Annotated in this window: 15 protein-coding genes; 8 read left to right on the forward strand and 7 right to left on the reverse strand. The window is 71.5% G+C overall.

Annotation, left to right across the window (positions count from 1 at the left end; all coding sequences use genetic code 11):
- The first annotated feature begins 73 nt into the window (after nt 1-73).
- The 4 genes from ACFFJD_RS10355 to hflX are packed head-to-tail and all read left to right on the forward strand — an operon-like array spanning nt 74 to nt 4133.
- Nucleotides 74-826: a class III extradiol ring-cleavage dioxygenase family protein gene (locus ACFFJD_RS10355; RefSeq protein ID WP_382363778.1), complete on the forward strand. Its 753-nt coding sequence runs from the start codon at nt 74-76 to the stop codon at nt 824-826.
- Nucleotides 823-1749, forward strand: coding sequence for a tRNA (adenosine(37)-N6)-dimethylallyltransferase MiaA (miaA, locus tag ACFFJD_RS10360; protein ID WP_382363780.1), 927 nt, complete (start codon nt 823-825; stop codon nt 1747-1749). Before ACFFJD_RS10355 ends, miaA begins: the two co-directional genes overlap by 4 nt.
- A 4-nt stretch (nt 1750-1753) precedes the next feature.
- Nucleotides 1754-2668, forward strand: coding sequence for a diaminopimelate epimerase (dapF, locus tag ACFFJD_RS10365; RefSeq protein ID WP_382364462.1), 915 nt, complete (start codon nt 1754-1756; stop codon nt 2666-2668).
- Between the two features lie 43 nt (nt 2669-2711).
- Entirely contained in the window at nt 2712-4133 is a 1422-nt protein-coding gene (gene hflX, locus ACFFJD_RS10370; RefSeq protein WP_382363782.1) for a GTPase HflX, read from the forward strand.
- A 7-nt stretch (nt 4134-4140) separates the two neighbouring features.
- On the opposite strand, the gene ACFFJD_RS10375 is transcribed toward hflX, so the two are convergent.
- Genes ACFFJD_RS10375 through ACFFJD_RS10390 form a run of 4 tightly spaced genes read right to left on the reverse strand, consistent with a single transcriptional unit; the run spans nt 4141 to nt 8282 of the window.
- On the reverse strand, nt 4141-4401 hold the full coding sequence (locus ACFFJD_RS10375; RefSeq protein WP_382363784.1) for an HPr family phosphocarrier protein: 261 nt from the start codon (nt 4399-4401) through the stop codon (nt 4141-4143).
- A gap of 53 nt (nt 4402-4454) precedes the next feature.
- Nucleotides 4455-6539, reverse strand: a complete 2085-nt coding sequence (locus tag ACFFJD_RS10380) for a PTS fructose transporter subunit IIABC (protein WP_382363786.1) — start codon at nt 6537-6539, stop codon at nt 4455-4457.
- Between the two features lie 28 nt (nt 6540-6567).
- On the reverse strand, nt 6568-7515 hold the full coding sequence (gene pfkB / locus ACFFJD_RS10385; protein ID WP_382363788.1) for a 1-phosphofructokinase: 948 nt from the start codon (nt 7513-7515) through the stop codon (nt 6568-6570).
- The gene (locus tag ACFFJD_RS10390) at nt 7512-8282 is read right to left on the reverse strand and encodes a DeoR/GlpR family DNA-binding transcription regulator (protein WP_382363790.1); all 771 of its coding nucleotides are present in this window, start codon (nt 8280-8282) and stop codon (nt 7512-7514) included. The genes pfkB and ACFFJD_RS10390 overlap by 4 nt, the downstream gene beginning before the upstream one ends.
- Before the next feature lie 86 nt (nt 8283-8368).
- On the opposite strand from ACFFJD_RS10390, the gene ACFFJD_RS10395 reads away from it, so the two are divergent.
- Nucleotides 8369-10087, forward strand: a complete 1719-nt coding sequence (locus ACFFJD_RS10395) for a phosphoenolpyruvate--protein phosphotransferase (RefSeq protein ID WP_382363792.1) — start codon at nt 8369-8371, stop codon at nt 10085-10087.
- Between the two features lie 18 nt (nt 10088-10105).
- On the opposite strand, the gene lexA is transcribed toward ACFFJD_RS10395, so the two are convergent.
- A complete protein-coding gene (lexA, locus tag ACFFJD_RS10400) occupies nt 10106-10801 on the reverse strand; it encodes a transcriptional repressor LexA (protein ID WP_382363794.1) in 696 nt (231 codons plus the stop codon).
- A gap of 152 nt (nt 10802-10953) precedes the next feature.
- Here lexA and ACFFJD_RS10405 point away from each other — a divergent pair, with 152 nt between their 5' ends.
- Both ACFFJD_RS10405 and nrdR read left to right on the forward strand, forming a co-directional pair.
- Nucleotides 10954-11520 (forward strand): LysM peptidoglycan-binding domain-containing protein, encoded by a 567-nt coding sequence (locus tag ACFFJD_RS10405; RefSeq protein WP_382363796.1) that lies wholly within the window; start codon nt 10954-10956, stop codon nt 11518-11520.
- Nucleotides 11521-11553: 33 nt separating this feature from the next.
- Entirely contained in the window at nt 11554-12018 is a 465-nt protein-coding gene (gene nrdR, locus ACFFJD_RS10410; RefSeq protein WP_382363798.1) for a transcriptional regulator NrdR, read from the forward strand.
- A 34-nt stretch (nt 12019-12052) separates the two neighbouring features.
- Here the strand turns inward: nrdR and hrpA are convergent, their stop codons facing one another.
- Nucleotides 12053-15724, reverse strand: a complete 3672-nt coding sequence (gene hrpA, locus ACFFJD_RS10415) for an ATP-dependent RNA helicase HrpA (RefSeq protein WP_382363800.1) — start codon at nt 15722-15724, stop codon at nt 12053-12055.
- A 73-nt stretch (nt 15725-15797) separates the two neighbouring features.
- On the opposite strand from hrpA, the gene ACFFJD_RS10420 reads away from it, so the two are divergent.
- Complete coding sequence (locus tag ACFFJD_RS10420) at nt 15798-17027, forward strand: aminotransferase family protein (RefSeq protein WP_382363802.1); 1230 nt, start codon at nt 15798-15800, stop codon at nt 17025-17027.
- Between the two features lie 91 nt (nt 17028-17118).
- Here the strand turns inward: ACFFJD_RS10420 and ahpD are convergent, their stop codons facing one another.
- Nucleotides 17119-17643, reverse strand: a complete 525-nt coding sequence (ahpD, locus tag ACFFJD_RS10425) for an alkylhydroperoxidase, AhpD family (RefSeq protein ID WP_382363804.1) — start codon at nt 17641-17643, stop codon at nt 17119-17121.
- Nucleotides 17644-17657: the final 14 nt, after the last annotated feature.

Here is a 17657-nt window from a genome sequence, read left to right on the forward strand (position 1 = left end):
TGTCCGTTGTTCATTGAAACAGTTCGCGATGGGCGATGGGGCGCCGGAGGCGAGATTGGGTACCGTCAGTGCCGTGTTGGCTCAGATCGCGGTGATTCCCAGTGCGCCCCTTCTGGTGCCCGAGTTGGCAGGTCCGGACGCCGTCGACACCGAGGCGGTGCGCGCGGCGGTGCTGGCGGTCGGCGCCGACCTCGCCGGTGCCTCCCGCCGGTGGGTGGCGGTCGGTGCGGGCTTCCCGCCGGCCGGCTCGCCGCCCCGGTCCGGCGACTTCGGCGCCTACGGCGTTGCGGTGCCCGTGCATCTGCCGTCGGAGTCCGGACTGACCGAGCAGGTCCCCGCGGCAGGTGATCGGCTGCCGCTGCCGCTGCTGCTGGCGGGCTGGCTGGGCGCCCGGGTGCAGCCGCCGCCGCGGGAGATCGAACCGATCGTCGTGGATCCGTCGACCGCGGGCGCCGCGTGCGCCGAGCTCGGCGCCCGGATCGTGCGGGACATCGCGGCGGACGAGGAGCCGGTGGGACTGCTGGTGGTGGCCGACGGCCCCACCGCACTGAGCCCGCGTGCGCCCGGCGGCGGTGAACGCGCGTCGGCGTGGGCCCTGCAGCATCGACTGGAGGCGGCCCTGCGCGGCGGCGACGCGGCGGCCCTGGCCGGGCTCGGCGAAGCCGAATGCGCGGCCGAGGGCGTCGACTCCCGGGCGGCGTGGCAGGTGCTCGGCGGCGCCCTGCGCGACCTGCCGGTCGACGAGGTCGACGTGGTGTACGCGCAGGCGCCGTTCGGGGTGGGCTACCTGGCCGCGACGCTGCGGCCCCGGGGCGGTCGGCGATGACCGCGCCCATCGTGCCGGTCGCGGTGATCGGACCCACCGCCAGCGGCAAATCCGACCTGGCGCTGGACCTGGCCGTCGAACTCGGCGGCGAAGTGGTCAACATCGATGCCATGCAGCAGTACCGCGGCATGGACATCGGGACGGCGAAGCTGCCCGTCGCCGAGCGGCGCGGTATCGGCCACCACCAGCTCGACGTCCTCGACGTGCGAGAGACGGCGACGGTGGCCAGGTACAAGGCCGCGGCCGCCGCCGACGTCGAGGCGTTACTGGCCGCCGGACGCACGCCGATTCTGGTGGGCGGCTCGATGATGTACATCCAGGGACTCCTCGACGACTGGTCGTTCCCGGCCACCGATCCGGCGGTCCGCGCCAAGTACGAGGCGATGCTGGCCGAGATCGGTGCGGCGGCGCTGCACCGCGAACTGGCCACCGTGGACCCGGCTGCCGCGGAGATCATCCTGGACAGCGACGGGCGGCGCATCGTGCGCGCCCTGGAAGTGGTGGAGCTGACCGGCGAGCCGTTCGCCGCGTCGGCGCCGACCATCGGCGAGCCCCGGTGGGGGACCCGGATCCTGGCGCTCGACCGCGAGAGCACCGAACTGGATGCGAGGATCGCGGCACGCACCGACGCCATGTTCGACGGAGGTTTCGTCGACGAGGTGGTGGGCCTGTGCGAGCGGGGCCTGCGCGAGGGCAAGACCGCGGCCCAGGCCATCGGCTACGCGCACATCCTGGCGTACCTGGACGGCGAGTACGACGTGGACACTGCCCGTGAGCGGACCTTCATCGGCACGCGGCGCTATGTCCGGCGGCAACGCTCGTGGTTCCGTCGTGATCAGCGCACCACCTGGCTGGATGCGGCCGATCCGGCGCTGCTGGGGCGGGCGCTGGCCGCGCTGGGGTCGGTGCCGCCGGGTGAGTAACCTGGTGCGGGTGAGCACCGCACCGCTGCGTTTCGCCAAGGGCCACGGCACACAGAACGATTTCGTGATCCTGCCCGACCCGGACGCCGACCTGGACCTGACCGTCGACCTGGTCACCGTGCTGTGCGACCGGCAGCGCGGCCTGGGCGCCGACGGAGTGCTCCGGGTGGCGCGCGCCGGCGCGCTGGTGGCCGCCGGGGTGCTGGCCGACCTGCCCACCGGGGTGGCCCCCGACGACTGGTTCATGGACTATCGCAACGCCGACGGCTCGATCGCCGAGATGTGCGGCAACGGGGTCCGGGTGTTCGCCCACTACTGCCGGACCACCGGCCTGGTGCACGACGATGCGTTCACGGTGGGCTCGCGGGCCGGTGGGCGACCGGTGACGGTGCACTCCTTCGATCAGAGCCTGGCCGATGTCACCGTGGCGATGGGGCCGGTGCGCTTCGACGGGCCCGGCGCCGTCGGCATCGCCGGCCGCGACCTCACCGGGGAGGCCGTGGACGTGGGCAACCCCCATCTGGCGTGCGTCGTGGACGGGCTGACCCCGACGGGCTTGGCCGCCTTGGACCTGACCGGCCCGCCCGCCCTGGACGCGGAGCGGTTTCCGCGCGGGGCCAACGTGGAGATCCTCACGGTGCCGCAGCCGACGGACGGGCGCGACGGCGTCGACTTCACCGCCGACCTGCGCGTCTTCGAACGCGGAGTGGGGGAGACCCGCTCGTGCGGCACCGGCCTGGTGGCCGGGGCGGCGGCGGGGTTGCGTCGGCTGGGGCGCGGCGAGGGCGTCGTGGGCCTGTCGGTGCCCGGCGGTGCGGTGCAGGTGACGGTGACCGCCGCGGGCGCTTTCCTGCGCGGGCCGTCGCGTCTGGTGGCCCACGGCGAACTGATCGACGGTTTCGCGGTCGACCAGCGTTAATCGGATGCAATCGGCGGAGGAGTTCAGGCATCATGGGAGGCGTATGACTGAACTGCACGAACTTCCCAAGAACCTGTCCACCCCGACCACCGGCGAACTGGACCTCGACGCCCGCGCACAACTGCAGCGCGTGGCGGGTCTGTCCACCGAGCTCGTCGACGTCACCGAGGTCGAGAATCGCCAGCTGCGCCTGGAACGCGTGGTCCTCGTCGGCGTCTGGACCTCCGGCACCGCCGCCGAGGCGCAGGCGAGCATGGCCGAACTGGCCGCCCTCGCCGAGACCGCCGGCTCCCAGGTCCTCGACGCCCTGATCCAACGCCGCTCCCGCCCGGACGCGGCCACCTACCTCGGCTCGGGCAAGGCCGCCGAACTCCGGGACATCGTGGTGGCCAGCGGCGCCGACACGGTGGTGTGCGACGGCGAGCTCACCCCGGCCCAGCTGACCGCCCTCGAACGGGTCGTCAAGGTCAAGGTGATCGACCGGACCGCGCTGATCTTGGACATCTTCGCCCAGCACGCCACGTCGCGGGAGGGCAAGGCCCAGGTCTCCCTGGCCCAGATGGAGTACATGCTGCCGCGGCTGCGCGGTTGGGGCGAGTCGATGTCCCGGCAAGCCGGCGGTCGCGCGGGCAGCAACGGCGGCGTGGGCCTGCGCGGACCCGGTGAGACCAAGATCGAGACCGACCGTCGGCGGATTCGCGAGCGCATGGCCAAGCTCCGCAAGGAGATCCGCGGCATGAAGACCGCGCGCACGATCAAGCGCGCGCAGCGCGATCGGGGCGGCATCCCCGCACTGACCGTGGTGGGCTACACCAACGCGGGCAAGTCGAGCCTGGTGAACGCGATGACCGGGTCCGGGGTGCTGGTGCAGGACGCGCTGTTCGCCACGCTGGACCCGACCACTCGGCGAGGCAAGCTCGCCGACGGGCACGAGGTGGTCTTCACCGACACCGTCGGCTTTGTCCGCCACCTGCCCACCCAGCTGGTGGAGGCCTTCCGGTCGACCCTGGAGGAGGCGATCCACGCCGATCTGTTGATCCACGTGGTCGACGGCGCCGACGCCTTCCCGGGTAAGCAGATCTCTGCGGTGCGCAAGGTACTCGGTGAGGTCTTCGCCGAGGAGGACATCGCGCCGCCGCCGGAGCTGTTGGTGATCAACAAGATCGACGCGGTGGACGCCACCCGCATGACGGCGCTGCGCGCGGAGTACCGCGACGCGGTCTTCGTCTCGGCCCGCTCCGGGGAGGGCCTGGAGGACCTGTTCGCGCGGATCGCGGAGTTCGTAGCGGCCGACGATGTGGAAGCGGTGCTCGTGGTGCCCTTCGACCGCGGCGAGGTGATCGCGCGGCTGCACCAGCAGGCCCATGTGCTGGAGACCACGCACACCGAGGCCGGCACCCGGCTGCGCGTGCGCGTACCGAAGGCGCTCGCGGCCGAGTTGGCCGACCTCGTGGTGGCGGAGTGACCGGAGGTTACTCGGCGTCGAGGTCGCGGGCCACCAGCGCCGCGATCTGATCGACGGCCGCCTGATCGTCGCCTTCGACGATCACCGTGGCGCCCTTCTCGGCGCCGAGCGTCATGATCATCAGCGCGCTGCCGGCGTCCACCGGTTCGCCACCCTCGGTGGCGAGCGTCACCGGACTCGACAGCGCGGCGGCGGCCTCGGCGATCACGGTGGCGGGGCGGGCGTGCAGGCCGACGGCCGAGCCGACGGTGACGGTGCTGGTTGCCATGAGGAGGTTTCCCTTCGATCGGTGTTGCGTGGGTCGTGTTGGGGCTGAATCTATTACGCGGCGACGGGCTGCGGCGCGGCTTCGGCCGGGGCGCGCCGGAACTGCTTGGCGGCCACCACGGCGAAGGCTGAGACGACGACGCCCGCGGCGAGCGCGATGAGGAACTTCCACCAGGTGCCGTTCATCGCGAAGAGGACGAAGACGCCGCCGTGCGGGGCCCGCAGCTGAACGTCGAGGGCCATCGACAGGCCACCGGTGACGGCCCCGCCGAGCATCATCGCCGGGATCACCCGGAACGGGTCGGCGGCGGCGAACGGAATGGCGCCCTCGGAGATGAACGACGCACCCAGCAGCCAGGCGGCCTTGCCGTTCTCCCGCTCGGGTTCGGTGAAGGTGCCCGGGCGCAGCACCGTGGAGGCCAGTGCCAGTGCCAGCGGCGGCACCATGCCCGCGGCCATCACCGCGGCCATGATCTGCCACTGGGCGGAACCCGCCTCGGCGAGGCCGAGGCCGGCCACCGCGAAGGCGTAGGCCGCCTTGTTCACCGGTCCGCCGAGGTCGAAGCACATCATCAGGCCGACCACCACGCCGAGCACGATCTTGGAACTGCCCGACATCGAGTTGAGGCCGTCCTCCATCTGCTCGTTGAGCCAGCTCAGCGGCCCGCCGAGGAACATGTACATGATGCCGCCGACGATCAGGGTGGCACACAGTGGGATCACCACGACGGGCATCAGCCCGGCCGCCCAGCGCGGGAGGCGCAGGCGGGTGAACCAGAGCGCCACCACGCCGGCGAACAGGCCGCCGATGAGGCCGCCGATGAACCCGGCGCCGACGGCCAGCGAGACCGCGCCCGCCGCGAAGCCCGGGGCGATACCGGGGCGGTCGGCGATGGCGAAGGCGATGTAACCGGCGAGCACCGGGACCATGAAGGCCATGGCCAGGCTGCCGACGGCGAACAGGACAGCGCCCAGATACTGCAGGATGCCGCCCGGCGGCAGATCCCACAGGGTGTTGTTGAGGGCGTAGAACCCGGCGTCGTTCATGCCGCCGAGGCACCCGGACGGATAGGTGACGTTGCCGTCGACCAGATCCTGCGGGATACAGACCTTCGCGTTGGCGATCTCGTAGCCGCCGAACAGGAAGCCGAGCGCCATCAGCAGGCCGCCGGCCGCGACGAACGGGATCATGTAGCTCACGCCGGTGAGCAGGGCCTGCTTGAGGCGCCCGCCGACGCCGATCGTCGAGGCGTCCTCGTCGCCCGGGTCGGCTGCGGCGGCACCGCCGGCGACCCGGTGGGCGTGGGGGTCCCCGGCGGCCGCGACCGCTTCGGCGATCATCGTGTCGGGGCTGTTGATCGCCCGTTTGACGCCGGATTCGATCACCGGCTTGTTCGCGAACCGCTCGCGGCCCTTGACTCCCACGTCGGTGGCGAAGATCACCGCGTCGGCCGCGGCCAGCGCCGCGGCGGTGAACGGCGTGGTCCCGGAGGAGCCCTGCGGCTCCACCGCGAACTCGACACCGGCCCGCTCGGCGGCCGCCGACAGCGCGTCCGCGGCCATGTAGGTGTGCGCGATGCCGGTGGGGCAGGCGGTGACCGCGAGGATGCGGACCGCGCGGGCGGGGTCGGCGGCGGGCGTCGGGGCCTCCGCCGGGGCGGCCGGGGTCGGGGCCGTCTTCGGGGCGGGCGCCACCGCCTCGTCGACGAGCGCGACCACGGCCTCGGGATCCGGGGCCGCACGCAGCGCCGCGACGAAGTCCGGTCGGACCAGGGCGCGCGCCAGCGAGCTCAGCAGCTTCATGTGCTCGGTGCCCGCACCGCCGGGGGCGGCGATCAGGAAGACGATGTCGGCGGGGCCGTCGGCGGCCCCGAAGTCGACCGCGGGGGACAGTCGCGCCATCACCAGCGAGGCGGTGGTCACCGACTCCACGCGGGCGTGCGGGATCGCCAGGCCGCCGGGCAGTCCGGTGGGTGAGGAGGCCTCGCGGGCCAGTGCGGCGGTGACCAGCTGTTCCGGGTCGGTGCAGCGGCCGGTGGCGGCGAGGGTGCGCGCGAGCCGGTCGATCACCGCTTCGGCATCGGCGCCCGCATCCGCGTCGAGCAGGACCAGCTCGGGCGTGAGAATCGGTTCGGACATGAGAGGTTCCTTCGTCTCGGGTGCGGCGTCAGGACAGTCGGCGGATGTGTGCGCCGGCCGGATCGAGGTGGGCGGGTAGGGGTGGGGTGGTGCCGGGCAGGGCCGCGGCGGCCGACCCGTAGGCCACGGCCGTGCGCAGGCGTTCCTCCGGCGGTGCCCCGCGATGGCGGGCGATCAGGTAGCCGGCCAGGGAGGAGTCCCCGGCGCCGACGGTGCTGCGCACGCGGACCGCGGGCGCGGTGGCGAACCAGGTGCCCTCCGGGGTGGTGAGCAGGGCGCCCGCCGCGCCCAGCGTGGTCAGCACCGCCCCGCCGGTGCGTTCGGCGAGGTCGGCGGCGGCGCCGCGGACCGGCTCGAGGTCGCCCTCGGCGGCCGCGGCCTCGAGCCGAGCGCCGTCGCCGCCGACGAGCTCGGCGAGCTCGAAGGCGTTGGGTTTGAGCAGGTCGGGGCGGGCCTGGGCGATGGCCAGCAGCGGCGGCCCCGAGGTGTCCACCGCCACGCGGCGGCCCCCGGCGTGCAGACGGGCGGTGACCTCGGCATACCAGTCGGCCGGGACCCCTGGCGGGAGGGAACCGCACAGCGCCACCCAGCGTGCGTCCGCGGCGGCCTCGGCGACCAGGTCGGTCAGCCGGGCCAGATCGCCGGCGGAGAGTTCGGCGCCGGGCTCGTTGATCTTGGTGGTGGTGCCGTCGGGTTCGGCGAGGGTCACGTTGGTGCGCACCGGCTCGTCGATCGACACGGCGCGGTGCGGCAGGCCGACGGCCGCCAGCTGAGTGAGCAGGGGATCGGCCGCCCCGGCGGGCAGCACGGCCACGGTGCCCAGACCGGCACCGTGCACCACGCGGGCCACATTGATGCCCTTGCCGCCCGGCTGCGCGGTCACCGCGACCGCGCGCTGCACTTCACCTCGCGCCAGCGCGTGCGGCAGACCGATGGTCCGATCGACGCTGGGATTGGCGGTCACGGTCACGATCATGCGATTACCACCTCGAGGTCGAGATCTCGCAGTTCGTTGCGCACCGCGGGGTCGAGGCCGGCGTCGGTGACGACGACGTCGACGTCGCTCAGCGCGCCGAAGCGGACGAGATCTTGTCGGTTGAACTTGCTGGAATCGGCCAGCACCACCACCTTTTCGGCCGCGGCGAGCATGGCGGACTTCGCCGCGGCCTCGTCGGGGTCCGGGGTGGACAGGCCGTGCACGCGGCTCAGACCGTTGGTCCCCAGGAAGGCCACGTGGACGCGCAGGCGACGGAGGGCATCGACGGTGTCCGCACCGACGGCCGCCTGGGTCTTGCCGCGGATGCGGCCGCCCACGAGGGTGACCTCGCAGTGCGGGAGTGAGGACAGGTGTGCGGCGAGTGGAACGGCGTTGGTGATCACCGTCAGCCGTCGCTCGGCGGGCACCGCCAGTGCCGCGCGCAGCGTGGTGGTGCCCGCATCGAAGAGCACCGATCCGCCGTCGGGCGGCAGGAAGGCCTGAGCGGCCACGCCGATCGCCGACTTCTCGGCCGAACGCGACAGTTCGCGTTGGCCCAGATCCCGCTCCTCGGCCACTTCGCCCAGGTCGGGGCGTACGGCGCCGCCGTGCACGCGGACCAGGATGCCCTGGCGGGCCAGGAGTCCGAGGTCGCGCCGCACGGTCTCCCCGGTCACATCGAAACGCACGGCGAGTTCGGCGACCGCGACCCGGCCGCGGGCGCGCACCTCGGTGGCGATGGCTTGCTGTCGTTCTTCGGCGTACACGCTGACCCTCTCCGCCGGACGTGGTTCTATCTGTGTTTACCTGTGTCTGTGTTGACAAGTCAAGAGGTAGATGTAATCTCTATCACATGAATCAGGCGGCAGGCAGTGACGACCGGAACGGCGGCGAGCGGAACTACGGGGCGAGGACGGTGCTGGTCGGTACGCCGGTGGTACCCGGACTCGCCTACGGGCCGGTGATCTTCGCCTCCGGTGCGCCGGACTACCGGATCGATCCCGATGCCCGGATCGACGAGGCGGATCGCGCGGCCGAGGCCGAGCGCTTCACCGCGGCCGTGGCGACGGTGGCCGACCGGTTCGCCGCGCGCGCCTCGGCGAGCTCGGGCACTGCCGCGGAGGTGCTGACCGCGACCGCCGCGCTGGCCCGGGACCGCGCCTGGATCGGCACCGCCGGCGGGCTCATCGCCACCGGGATCCCGGCCGCGGCCGCCACCGTGACGGCGATCGACAAGATCTCGGCGATGTTCGCCGATCGCGGCGGTCTGATGGCCGAGCGGGTCACCGACCTGGCCGATATCCGCAATCGCGTCGTGGCCCAGGTGCTGGGTCTGCCCGAGCCCGGCATTCCGCTGCCGGAGGTCCCCTCGGTTCTGCTGGCCGACGATCTGGCCCCCGCCGACACCGCCGGTCTGGATCCGGCTCGGGTGATCGCCCTGGTCACTCGCCTCGGCGGCCCGTCCAGCCACACCGCGATCATTGCTCGGCAACTCGGCATCCCGTGCGTGGTCGCAGTCGCGGAACTCGCTCGAATCGATTCGGGCACAACGGTTTTCGTCGACGGAGATCGCGGCGTCATCGGTGTCGACCCGGAGGCCGGCCCGATCGCCGAGGCCGTCGCCGAGGCCCGGCGCCGGGCCGCCGAGGTGGCGCAGTGGCGAGGGCCGGGGCGGACCGCGGACGGTCATCCGGTGCAGATCCTGGGCAACGTGGCCGACGGCGCCTCGGCGCGCAGTGCGGCGGCCCTCGGGATCCTGGAGGGCGTCGGCCTGTTCCGCACCGAGCTGGCCTTCTTGGAGCGCCCCGACGAGCCCTCGGTGGCCGAGCAGGAGCGGCTCTACCGGGAGGTGATCGAGGCCATGGGCGGCGCGAAGGTGGTGATCCGCACGCTCGACGCGGGCTCGGACAAGCCGCTGCGCTTCGTGACGCATCCCGACGAGGACAATCCGGCGATGGGCGTGCGCGGCAACCGAATCGTGGCCACGCACCCGGAGGTCCGCGACCACCAGCTCGACGCGCTCGCGGCCGCTGCGGACGGTGCCGGGGCTCCGGTGTGGGTGATGGCGCCGATGATCGCCACCGTCGCCGAGGCGCGGGAGTTCGCCGCGCAGGTGCGCGGGCGCGGCCTGGTGCCGGGGGTGATGGTGGAGGTGCCCTCGGCGGCGATCCTGGCCGAGAAGATCCTGGCCGAGGTCGACTTCGTGTCGATCGGTACCAACGACCTGACGCAGTACACGATGGCCGCCGACCGGATGTCCGCCGATCTGGCGGCCCTGACCGACCCGTGGCAACCGGCGGTGCTGGCCCTGGTCGAACGCGTCGGTGCGGCGGGGGCGGCGACGGGCAAACCGGTCGGCGTCTGCGGCGAGGCCGCCGCCGATCCGCTGTTGGCGGGAGTCCTGGTGGGGCTGGGCGTCGGCTCGCTCTCCTGCGCCCCGGCGGCCGCGGCGGCGGTCGGGCGCGCCCTCGCCACGGTCACCCTCGACCAGTGCGCGGCGGCCGCGCAGGCCGCGGTGGCCGCCGACGGTCCCGCGCAGGCGCGGGAGGCTGCCCGAGCGATCCTGGGGTGACGCCCGGGCAGCGTCGGCTCAGAGGCGCCGCAGGACGGTGACCACCTTGCCGAGGATCGCCGCGTCGTCGCCCGGGATGGGCTCGAAGTGCTCGTTGTGCGGGAGCAGCCAGACGTGGCCGTCGATGCGCTTGAAGGTCTTCACGGTGGCCTCGCCGTCGATCATCGCCGCGACGATGTCGCCGTTGTCGGCCACGTTCTGCTGCCGGACCACCACCCAGTCGCCGTCGCAGATGGCCGCATCGATCATCGATTCGCCCACCACGCGCAGCAGGAAGAGGGAGCCCTCGCCGACGAGTTCCTTGGGCAGCGGGAAGACGTCCTCGACGGCCTGTTCGGCGAGGATGGGACCGCCCGCGGCGATCCGGCCGAGGACCGGTACGTAGGTCGCGGCGGGAGTCCCGGGGCCGACCTGATCGGCGGCCGGCGGCGGGGTGCGCTGATCGTCGCGCACATTCACTGCGCGCGGACGATGCGGGTCGCGTTTGAGGAGGCCGCGGCGTTCGAGGGTGCGCAGCTGGTGGGCGACCGACGAGGTCGAGGCCAGGCCCACCGCCTCGCCGATCTCGCGAATGCTCGGCGGATAGCCGCGCTCGCGCACGGAGGAGCGGATGTACTCCAGAACCTCGCGCTGACGCTGGGTCAGGGAGGCCTCCAGGGTGGCCGTCGACAGCAGCGGGTCGACGTTCGATGTCGGATGCGGTCCGTCGTTCATCGCACTTCCTTTCCAAGGGTGGTGACCTTCAATTTAGTCGAGTAGGTCACAGAACTCAAACAATTGTTCGACGTGTCGTGGTTCTTGTCGGACCCGTGGTGTTAACTGTCGAACAAGAGTTCATCGAACACACGAACGATGGGAGTTCCACGATGACCGAGTTGCTGACCCGCCGCTCCGCACCCACCGCGGCCCCGGCGCCGACCGCCGCCCCGTGGCAGTCCGCCGCGATGACCTGCGATGTCCCCGTGGTTCGGGCCACCTGCCGGCCCACCGGACGACGTCCCCGGACGGTGGCGAGTGCCACCCCCGCGTGCCCGGCGTCCTCCGTTCGGACGAGTTCGAACGCGGGAGCGTCCACCCGGGCGCGTTCGAACAGCCGTGTGCGTTCGACGGCGGAGGCACGCTCGAACGCGGCGACCTGTTCGACTGCGGTGCGCCGCCGGTGGGCCGCCGGTCTGCTGATCGGGGTGGCACTGGCCGCGCTGGTGGCGGTCCTCGGCGTGATCGGCTCGGACTACGAGAAGTCGGTCAGCGGCGTGCCGTCGCAGACCGAGGTGGTCCACGTGCGCAGCGGCGAGTCGCTGTCGTCGCTGGCCGAGCGGATCGCTCCGGAGCTGCCGGCCGCGGCGGTCATCGCCACGGTGCGCGACCTCAACGATCTGACCGCGACCGGCCTGCGTCCGGGACAGGCACTGCTGGTACCCGCCTACCGCTGAGCGGCCGGGACGGTGCCGAGTACGCTGAGGGGCATGCGATGCCCGTTCTGCAAGAACGACGACACCCGAGTAGTCGATTCGCGAGCTTCCGATGATGGAGCGTCGATTCGACGCCGTCGGTCGTGCGCGGAATGCGGCCGCCGGTTCACCACCGTGGAATCGGCGGTGCTGGCCGTGGTGAAACGCAACGGCGTCACCGAACCGTTCAACCGGGAAAAGGTGATGAAGGGTGTGCGCCGCGCCTGCCAGGGCCGGTCGGTGACCGAGGACTCGCTCGCGCAGCTGGCCGCGGCAGTGGAGAACACGGTGCGGGCCTCCGGGTCGGCGGAGATTCCCAGTCACGAGGTGGGGCTGGCCATTCTCGGTCCGCTGCGGGATCTCGATGAGGTGGCGTATCTGCGCTTCGCCTCGGTGTACCGGTCGTTCGAATCGGCCGACGACTTCCAGCGCGAGATCGACGATTTGCGCAAGGATTCCCCGCGCGAACCAGTGGCGTGAGCCCGCCCCGGTTCGCCGCCGGATTCAGCGAGACCTAACCGAAGGCGTCGATCGCCTTCATCAGCCGTTTCTCCGAGATGGGCCCCGCGGTACCCAGCTGCTGGGCGAAGAGGCTGACCCGGAGTTCCTCCAACTGCCAGTGCACCAGCTCGTTGAGAGCGTCCTGACGGTGCGCGGGGACGGCCGCCAGGCGGCGATTCCAGTGCGCGATCACCCGATCGACGGTGTCCAGACCGGCGTTGTCGCGGGCGGCCGACCCCGGGAGCGCGTCCAGTCGGGCGCACGCGGCCGCGAGATAACGCGGCACATGGACCAGGTTGGTCAGCGGGGTGTCGGCGACGAAGCCGTCGAAGATGAGATGGGCGGTCTGCTCGGCCACGTCGTCGGCGGCGGCACTGCCGCTGTGCGCGTCGACGGCCTGGGCGGTGGGACCGAGCTGGGCGAAGGCGCGAGCCGCATGCGTGAAGTACTCGGGCGCGGCGGCCCGGACCGCGGGGGAGAGCCGGTCGCGCACGGCGGCGAACTGCTCCGGGGTGCGCAGCGCCGCGATGTCGGGCTCGGCGGCCAGTGCGTCGGCGATCGCGCGGCGCGTGCAGTCGGCGAACAGCTGCTCCGGCCGCGAGTACGGATTCTGGCTGAGGGCCAACCGTTCGGCCGGGGGCAGTGAGTTGGCGATCTTCTTGGTCAACGGCGCGATCGCCAGTTCCAACAGCTGTGCGACACCGGCGACGATCCCTGCATCCCGAGCGCGGGTGGTGGTGGCCTCGACCACCCGGACGCCCTCGCCGGCGGGGGCAAGCGTGGGGTAGGTGATCACCGGTTGCCCCGCCACCACCTCGTCGTGCCGGTCGGCCAGGACACCGATGCCGTCGGCCTTCCAGTCGCGGAACATCGGCGCGGGTGCGGTCGGGGCGGGGGCGGCGCCGAAGTCTCGGCGCAGCGTCTCCAGCCGATCGGACCGGCCGATGATCGCCCCCGTCGGGTCGGTGACGGCGAAGTGGATGCGCAGGTGGGCGGGCAGGGTGTCGGGCCGGAAGTCGCTGGGCGACAAGGTGAATCCCGCGATGATGCCGAGTTCGCGGGCGAGCGCCGGGAGCAGTTGCTCGGCCCGGGGTTTGAGCTTGGTGAGCACGAGTTCGGCGTACTGCTGGGCCGGGGAGAGAGATTTGCGCAGCCCCTTGGGCAGGGACTTGATCAGCGCGGTGACCAGCTCGCTGCGCAGGCCCGGCACCAGCCAGTCGAAGCCGCCCGCGTGGACGTGCTCGAGCAGCGGGCGCGGAATCACCACGGTCGCACCGTCGTCGGGGGCGCCCGGGGCGAAGTGATAGCGCAGTTCCAGGCGCGTCTGTCCCTGCTGCCAGGCGGTCGGGAAGTCGGTGGCGGACGGGGCGGCCGCATCGGGGGAGTCGGAAGTGTCCAGGTGCAGGAGTCGGGGATCGGTGCGGCTCTGCTTCTTCCACCACGAGTCGAAGTGACGGGTGGAGACCACGCGCGCGGGAATGCGTGCGTCGTAGAAGTCGTACAGATCGCCGTCGCTGAGGCGGACGTTGCGGCGGGCGCGGTGTTCGAGATCCTCGGCGTCGGCCAGCAGCCGCCGGTTGTGCGCGTAGAACTCGTGGCGGGTCCGCCAGCGACCCTCGACGAGCGCGGCCTGGATGAACAGGGCGCGCGATTCCACCGGGTCGATGGGGCCGTAGTGGACCGTCCGGGCGGCGACGAGCGGCACGCCGTAGAGGCTGACCTTCTCCTTGGCCACCACCGCGCCGCGTCGCGACGACCAGGCCGGCTCGCTGTAGGTGCGGGTGACCAGCTCGGGGGCGATCTGCTCCACCCACTCGGGGTCGATGGAGGCCACCGTGTGGGCGAACAGCCGGGAGGTCTCCAGCAGTTCGGCCGTCATTACGAACGCGGGCGGCTTCTTGGCCAGCTCCGAACCCGGGAAGACGGCGAACTTGGTGCCGCGCGTGCCCAGATAGTCGCGGGTGTCGCCCTGGCGCGCGCCGATGTTGGTGAGCAGGCCGGTCAGCAGGCTGCGATGGATGGCGCCCGCATCGATCTCGGTGGCGGGGATCTGCCAGCCCAGATCCGAAACGGTGCGGCGCAGCTGGCGGTGCAGGTCGAGCCATTCCCGGATCCGCAGATAGTGCAGGAAGTTGCGTTCGCAGTAGCGCCGGAACTGGTTGCCGGAGAGGGCTTCTCGCTGCTCGTGCAGCTGCTGCCAGAGTTTGAGGCGGCTGAGGAACTCCGAGCCGGGCACCGCGTGCTCGCGGTGAGCGGCCTGCGCGGCCTCACGCTTGTCGGCGGGGAACTCGCGCACGTCCGGCAGGGACAGTGCCGCGGCGATGGGCAGGATGTGGTCGAGGCAGCCATTGTCGTGGCCGGCCACCAACATACGGGCCAGGCGGGGATCGATGGGCAGGCGGGCCAGGTCGCGGCCGATCTTGGTGAGGCCGGCCTGGGCGGAGTCGGTGCCGGTGACCGCGCCGAGCTCGGACAGCAGCAGCATGCCGCCGTTGATGGCCCTGGCCTCCGGGGGCTGGACGAACGGGAACTCGGCGACGTCGCCCAGCCGCAGCGACAGCATCGACAGGATCACCGCCGCCAGATTGGCCCGCAGAATCTCCGGGTCGGTGTATTCCGGGCGCGCGTCGAAGTCGTCCTGCGAGTACAGGCGGATACAGATGCCCGGGGCCACGCGGCCACAGCGGCCGGCCCGCTGGCGGGCGCTGGCCTGGGAGACCTTCTCGATCGGCAGCCGGGTGACCTTGGTGCGGGTGGAGTAGCGGGAGATACGCGCGGTGCCGGTGTCGATCACGTACCGGATGCCGGGCACGGTCAGCGACGTCTCGGCGACGTTGGTGGACAACACGATCCGCCGCCCGTCGGACGGGGTGAAGATCTTCTGCTGCTCGGCCACCGACAGCCGCGCGTACAGTGGCACGATCTCGGCCTCGCTGCGCCGGGTGAGGGCATCGGCGGTGTCCCTGATGTCGCGTTCGGTGGGCAGGAACACCAGGATGTCGCCGCGGCCGGCCGACCACAGCTCACTGACGGCCGCGTCGATCGCGGCGATCTGGTCGAGGTCGGCGTGCTCGTCGTCGTCGGACTGCGGGGGCCGGTAGCGCACCTCGACCGGATAGGTCCGGCCGGAGACCTCCAGAATGGGGACGTCCTCGTCGGGGCCGGCGAAATGGCGGGCGAAGCGATCGGGCTCGATGGTCGCCGAGGTGATGATCAGCTTGAGATCGCGCCGCCGCGGCAGCAGGCGTTTGAGGTAGCCGAGCAGGAAGTCGATGTTGAGGCTGCGTTCGTGCGCCTCGTCGATGATGATCGTGTCGTAGCGCGACAGGGACGGGTCGGACGTGATCTCGCGCAGGAGGATGCCGTCGGTCATCACGCGGATCTTGGTGTTCTTCCCGGACTTGTCGGAGAAGCGCACGCTGTAGCCGACGACGTCGCCGAGTTCGGTCTCGGTCTCGTCGGCGATGCGGCGGGCGACCGAGGTCGCGGCGATTCGACGCGGCTGGGTGTGCCCTATCGACTCGCGGCCCAGCGCGAGGCAGATCTTGGGCAGCTGGGTGGTCTTGCCCGACCCCGTCTCCCCGGCGATCACCACCACCTGGTGTTCGGCGATGGCTCGGGAGATCTGTTCGCGGGACGCGCTGACCGGAAGCTCCGGAGGAAAGGTGAGAACGGGAACAGCCATGATGCTCCCAGTCTATTGGTCGAATTCGGTGCCGACGGCATCCGGCGGCCCAGGTCGTGGGATATTGGTCCGCATGGGTTCTCTTTGGCATGGATTCGCGGACATGGGCGTGGTCACCGATAACGGTCCGTTCGTCATCACTCGGGGCGACGGCGCCCGGATCTACGATGCGGCGGGCAAGGAGTATCTGGACGCGACCGCCGGTCTGTGGTTCACCAACGTCGGCCACGGACGGACCGAGATCGGTGAGGCGGTGGGCCGTCAGCTCTCCACGGTCGCGCACTACTCGAACTTCGGCGACTACGCCGGCGAGGGCCTGATCGCCCTGGCGGAACGCGTGGCCGAGATGGCTCCGGTGCCCGGCTCGAAGGTGATGTTCACCTCCGGCGGCAGCGACGCGGTGGACACCGCGGTCAAGCTCGCCCGCCGGTACTGGACCGAACTCGGTCGGCCGGACAAGCGCATCGTCGTCTCGCGCAGCAAGGCCTATCACGGCATGCACATCGGCGGTACCGCGCTGGCCGGCATCCCGCTGAACCGGGAAGGCTACGGCCCGGAGTTCATGCCGGACACCGCCAACATCGAATGGGACGACGCCAAGGCGCTGCTCGGGCTCATCGAGCGGGTGGGGGCCGACAACATGGCCGCCTTCATCGCCGAGCCGATCATCGGTGCCGGCGGCATCTATCCGCCGCCGGAGGGCTACCTGCGCGAGGTCCGCGAGATCTGCCGCGACCACGACGTGCTGTTCATCGCCGACGAGGTGGTCACCGGTTACGGACGCATCGGGCACGGACACTGGTTCGCGTCCGGCCGCTTCGAGCTGGCGCCGGACATCATCACCTCCGCGAAAGGCCTGACCAGCGGATATGTGCCGATGGGTGCGATGATCGCGGCGCCGCACGTGGCGGCGCCGTTCTTCGCCGGCGGAACCTGGTGGCGGCACGGCTACACCTACGGCGGCCACTTCGGCGCGGCCGCGGCCGCCATGGCCAACTTCGACATCATCGAGCGCGAGGGGCTGCTGGACGAGGCGACCCGCCTCGAGAGCGACCTGGCTGCGGCGTTCGCGCCGTTGGCCGAGTTGGACGCGGTGGCCGAGGTGCGCACGGGCGTGGGCGCGGTGACCGGCGTGCAGTTGGCCGATCCGAGCGACGCTCAGGCGGCGGTGCTGCGGCTGCGCGAGCACGGGGTGGCCGGCCGCGCGGCCGGCATGGGCGCACTGCAGGTCTCGCCGGCGTTTGTGATGACCACCGCCGAGGTCAACGACATGGCCGAGCGGTTCGCCGCGGCACTGTCCTGATCGCCGGGCGCGCCGGAACGCACTGATGCGCAATGCCCCCGCCGTTACGGCGGGGGCATTGTGCATCGGTGTCGCTACGCGGCGGCTGCTCTCAGCTGAGCGTCTCGGCGATGGCGACGGCCTGGCCGACGCCTTGCACGATGGACGCGACCTTGAGGGCCTCGAAGATCGCTTCGCGATCCAGGCCTGCCTCGCGCACCACGTTCTCGTGGGCGGCGACGCAGTGCTCACAGCCGTTCATGGCCGAGACGGCCATCGACCACAGCTCGAACAGGGACTTGTCCACGCCGGGGTTGCCGATGATGTTCATCCGCAGTCCGGGGCGCAGGTCGTCGTACTTGCCGAGGTAACCGCGACCCCGGTAGAAGACGTTGTTCATGCCCATGATCGAAGCGGCGCCGAGGGCGGCGTTGTAAGCCTCGGCCGACAGGTTGTCGGCCGCCTCGTCGGCGATCTCGCGCAGCACGGTGGCGTTGCGGGTCGCGGCGGCGCACGCGAGCAGGGTGCCCCAGAGCTGTTCCTCGTTCAGCAGCGTGGTGCGGCCGATCGAGCTGAGGTTCAGCTTGAGGTCCTTGGCGTACTCGGGAAGAGCGCTCTTGAGGTTGTCGATACTCATCGAGATCCTCCGAA

Source organism: Gordonia phosphorivorans (assembly GCF_042432625.1).
GTDB classification, from domain to species: Bacteria; Actinomycetota; Actinomycetes; order Mycobacteriales; family Mycobacteriaceae; genus Gordonia; species Gordonia phosphorivorans.